Origin of the sequence: Nocardiopsis chromatogenes YIM 90109 (assembly GCF_000341185.1) — a bacterium.
Classification (GTDB): Bacteria; Actinomycetota; Actinomycetes; order Streptosporangiales; family Streptosporangiaceae; genus Nocardiopsis_A; species Nocardiopsis_A chromatogenes.
In genome coordinates this window covers 1-4103 of sequence record NZ_ANBH01000133.1, presented here as the reverse complement: position 1 = coordinate 4103, position 4103 = coordinate 1, and the positions used below count along the sequence as shown (strand labels likewise).

The window sequence follows — 4103 nt, the reverse complement described above, 5'->3', positions numbered from 1 at the left end:
CCCCCCCCCGCCAACGCGCGCACACGCCGGGCCACCCGCCCCGCCTGGGCGTCCACCAGCCGTGCCGCCATGCCGTCCCAGTGCGCGTACCCGGCCGTCCGCGCGTCGGCCAGGCCGGTGTCGACCTGGTCGCGCAGCCACAGTTCGAGATCGGCCAGGCCTGCGGCGACCCGGTCGGAGCGGCGGCGGGCCCGCTGCTCGACGGCCCGCAGGGCGGCGGCCCGGCGTCCGGGCCAGCGCACCACCCACACAGGAGGAGCGGCGTCGCCCACACGGCCCCGGCTCCACAGCAGGAGCAGGGCCAGCGCGTGCGTGCACATCCTCCGCCGCACGGGGCACCCGCACCGGTGGAGCGGGCGGCCGCCCGCGTCCGACAGGCGAAGGGCGACGCGCAGCGGGGCGGAGGCGCCCTGGGCGTGTTCGCCCCAGACGGTGGTTCCGGGACCGGACCCGTCCTGCCCGGCCCCGGAACCCCACACCTGGCGAGCCGCGCCCAGGACGGGCCAGGAGCCCCCGTCGGCCGCCGTGAGGACGTCCGACCGGGAGGAGCCGTCCGGGACGAGGCCCCAGACGTCGTCGGCGCTCCAGTGTGTGCTCACATCCCTGAAACTACGGGGCGGGTACGACATTTTCGGGGCGGCGCCGGGGCCGTTCCGCGCGCCGGGTACGCGGAACGGCAGGAACGACGATGGCGGGGGCGGTTCCCGGCCGTGCACACGCCCGCCACCCGACCACGCTGCCGCAGGGCCCCGGGCCAGGGGTGCCCTGCGTGGCGATCCCGCCGCCCGACCGCGTCTCGGGCGGCGATCGTGCCGCGCGGGAAGAACGCCGGTGCCGCGGCCCGATTCGGGCGCCCGACACCGTGAGGTTCGGTGCCCCGGCGCCTGGATCGTTGATGGGGAATGTGTGCCCCGGTCAGTGGTCACAGCCCACCAGCGCCCCTTGACCGGGCCACCTCCCAGCCCGTGCGCCGCTACGGGCGCCAACACCCGGGCGAGCTGGTCCACGTCGACGTCGAAAAGCTCGGCCGCATCCCCGACGGCGGCGGCCACCGCGCCCTGGGCCGCGCGGCGGCCCGCCCCAACAGGAACAGCGGCAACACCGGCAACGGCACCGCCTGCCTGTGCACCGCCCTGGACGATTGCTCCCACCTGGCCTACTCGGAGATCCTGGACGATGAGAAGGCCGCGACCTGCGCCGCCTTCCTGCGCCGCGCCGCTGCCTGGTTCCGCGAGCACGGGATCGGCCCCGAGCGGGTGCCGACCGACAACGCCTGGGCCTACTCCAAGAACACCTGGCGCCGGGTCTGCGCCGAGCCGGGCATCTGGCCCCGGTGGACCCGGCCCCGGCGGCCGCAGACCAACGGCAGGGTCGAGCGCTTCCACCAGACCCTGCTCCAGGAGTGGGCCTACGCCCGCCCCTACACGTCAGACGCCCAGCGCCAAGCCGCCTACCCGGCCTTTTCGGACTGGTACAACTGCCATCGGCCCCACACCGGGATCGGCGGCCGAGCACCCGCAGAGCGTGTTCCCGACCTCCCCGAACACCACATCCAAGGTGTCGTGGTCACGGGGGCCGCCGTTCGGACGGCTTCGCGCGGGCGCTCGGCGGCTTTCGGCGGTGCGTTCCGGGAGGAGTCGAGGCGTTCCGCGGTCGGCGGGATACGGTAGGTGACGGTCGACCAGGGGAGAGTGTTGTGACCGGGGGAGACGCAGACCGCAGGGAACTGCTCAGGCTGCTCGTGGGGCCATGGGTCGGCAAAGCCGTCGCCGCGGCCGCCGAGCTCGGGGTGGCCGACGGGCTCGCGGACGGCCCGCGCACCGGCGCCGAGCTCGCCGACGAGCTGCGCGTGCGGCGGGAACCCCTCGAACGGCTGCTGCGGCTGCTGGCCGCCGTCGGCCTGGTGCACGACGACGCCGGGCGGTACGCGCTCACCCCCACCGGCGAGCTGCTCGGCTCCGCCCACCCCGGCTCCATGCGCGAGCAGGCCCTCCTCTACGACTCGCACTACTTCCGGGATGCCTGGGACCGGCTCGCCGAGGGCGTGCGGACCGGGGTCCGCCCCTTCGAGGCCGCGTTCGGCGAGGACGTCTTCTCCTTCATCGCGTCCCGCCCGGAGGAGGCACGGCGGTTCTCCGCGGGCATGGCCGCCGGGGTCGGCTACGCCGACGCGCTCGCGTCGTCCTTCGACTTCTCAGGGGTGTCGAAGGTCGCCGACGTCGGCGGCGGCGACGGCGCCGTCCTGGAGGCCGTCCTGAGCCGCCACGAGCACGTCATCGGCGTGCTCCTGGACCTGCCCGCCGCGATGGAGCCCGCGCGCGAGCGCCTGCTGCCCTACATCGCCGAAGGGCGCTGCACGGTCGTCGAGGGCGACTTCCTCGAAAGCGTCCCCGGGGCCGACGTCCACATCCTCAGCCGCGTGCTGCACAACTGGGACGACGCCGCCGCCCAGCGGATCCTCTCCAACTGCCGCGCCGCCATGCCCGCGGGGGGCGGCCGGGTGCTCATCGCCGAACGCGTCCTGCCCGACCAGGGGCACCCGTGGCTGTCGCTCGCCTTCGACGTGCACATGATGGTGATGACGGGCGGTGCGGAACGCACCGGATCCGAATATGGGGCCGTCCTTAAACAGGCCGGGCTGCGTCCCGTCGGGGAATCGGAGATGCCCTTGGAGATGCGCCTTTTGGAGGCCGCCCCGGTGAGCGGATGAGGTGCGGGAATGTCCGCCCTGGGCCCCGGCGCGCGGGAGCCCGGGGGCCGAAAGTCCCTTGAACGCGAGGCGCGCCACGGATTTCCGAGAAAACCCCCTCAAGGCGCCAATGGGGCGATACGATCTTGCGCACGGGGGTGATCGTGAAGTTACTCGGGGGCGCGACTGAGAGGCGGCGCGGCGTGCATGGAGGACCTATGGAGCGCTTCCCATGCGGAAGTGCCACAGTGGTGCCGGTCCGGGGCGAGATCGACATCGCGACCGCGGACCGGATGCGCGATGACGTCATCGGCGCGGCCGCGGTCGGCGAACGCAGATGCGTGGTGGTCGACCTCTCGCGGGTGACGTTCTTCGACGCCAGTGCCGTCCGGGCGGTCCTCGCCGCCTACAAGGTCCTGACGGCCCAGGGGCGCCACATGGTCCTGGCCGAGCCGACCCCGCAGGTGCAGCGCACCCTCGACGCCCTCAGGATCGACGAGCTGCTGGACGTGTACCCGATCGTCGAGATGGCGCTCGCCCACGCCCCCGGGCACCAGGGCCATGTCCCCGGGCCCGGACGCGACTAGCGCCCCTCCCCGGACCGTCTCCGCCCCGCGGCCGCGCCCCTACTGCGTCGGCTTCGCCCGTGACCGCGCAGCGGGGGCCCACCTACCGGGCGGGGGCCGTCCGTGTCGCGCTTCCCGCGCCCAGGCGGTTCAGATCCGGAGTGTCCGTGTCACCAGCGTCGAATGCGAATCCGGCATCACCCACGGTCCCACCCCCTCGGGCGGGTCGGTGTACCCGGGAAGCCCGTCGAGCCCGCGCGTGCGATCGGTGACCCTGACCTCCACCTCCTCGGCGGAGTCGAACCGCATCCGCAGTTCCGCCCCGTCCTCGGGAACGGCGGACAGGCCGATCCTGAAGCCCCCGTCCTCTCCATCGCTGCGCCGGATCTCGGCGCTCCGCTCCCGAAGGCCCGGGTTCCTCTCACTCAGCCCCGGATAGGCGATCTCCAGCTCCTCAGGAACGCGTCCCAGGTCCACGCGCAGGTCGGCGGCGCCCCGGGCGGAGCCGACCCGCAGGACCGCTTCCCGGCCCGCCGCGTCGTCGGGCGGGGCCGAGCGCGCCTCGGCCGTAGGGGCGGCCAGGTCGGCGGCCTCGGCGGGCCCCTGGGCGACGGTGAACCGCGGCGGTGCCGCCACCAGCAGGCCCGAGGCGTCGAACGGGGCGTCGCCGTCGACGAAGGGGGCCGCCCACGGATGGTCTCCGGCCCCGCGGGCGGCCCACACGGCCTCCCCGGTGTCCGCGTCGAGGACATAGGCCAGGTCCACCGGCAGCGGGTGCCCGGCGTCGATGTACCCGGGGTGCAGCACCGTCCCGGCCGCGACCACCGCGCCCGCGGCGACCAGTGTGA

General features: G+C 74.6%; 3 protein-coding genes and 2 pseudogenes. 3 read left to right on the top strand and 2 right to left on the bottom strand.

Translation table 11 applies throughout. The features are described 5' to 3' along the window. Window positions 1–599, bottom strand: a pseudogene (locus D476_RS0113660) (SWIM zinc finger family protein); the annotation flags it as partial. A gap of 321 nt (window positions 600–920) precedes the next feature. On the opposite strand from D476_RS0113660, the pseudogene D476_RS33225 reads away from it, so the two are divergent. The 3 genes and pseudogenes from D476_RS33225 to D476_RS0113645 all read left to right on the top strand — a co-directional run. Continuing rightward, window positions 921–1550, top strand: a pseudogene (locus D476_RS33225) (integrase core domain-containing protein); the annotation flags it as partial. 146 nt (window positions 1551–1696) lie between these two features. Beyond that, the gene (locus D476_RS0113650) at window positions 1697–2710 is read left to right on the top strand and encodes a methyltransferase (RefSeq protein WP_017624500.1); all 1014 of its coding nucleotides are present in this window, start codon (window positions 1697–1699) and stop codon (window positions 2708–2710) included. A gap of 197 nt (window positions 2711–2907) precedes the next feature. Further along, entirely contained in the window at window positions 2908–3276 is a 369-nt protein-coding gene (locus D476_RS0113645; RefSeq protein ID WP_026123488.1) for an STAS domain-containing protein, read from the top strand. 129 nt (window positions 3277–3405) lie between these two features. Here the strand turns inward: D476_RS0113645 and D476_RS37945 are convergent. Further along, the coding region (locus D476_RS37945) for a hypothetical protein (protein WP_040726303.1) at window positions 3406–4103 on the bottom strand (698 nt) is incomplete at its 5' end.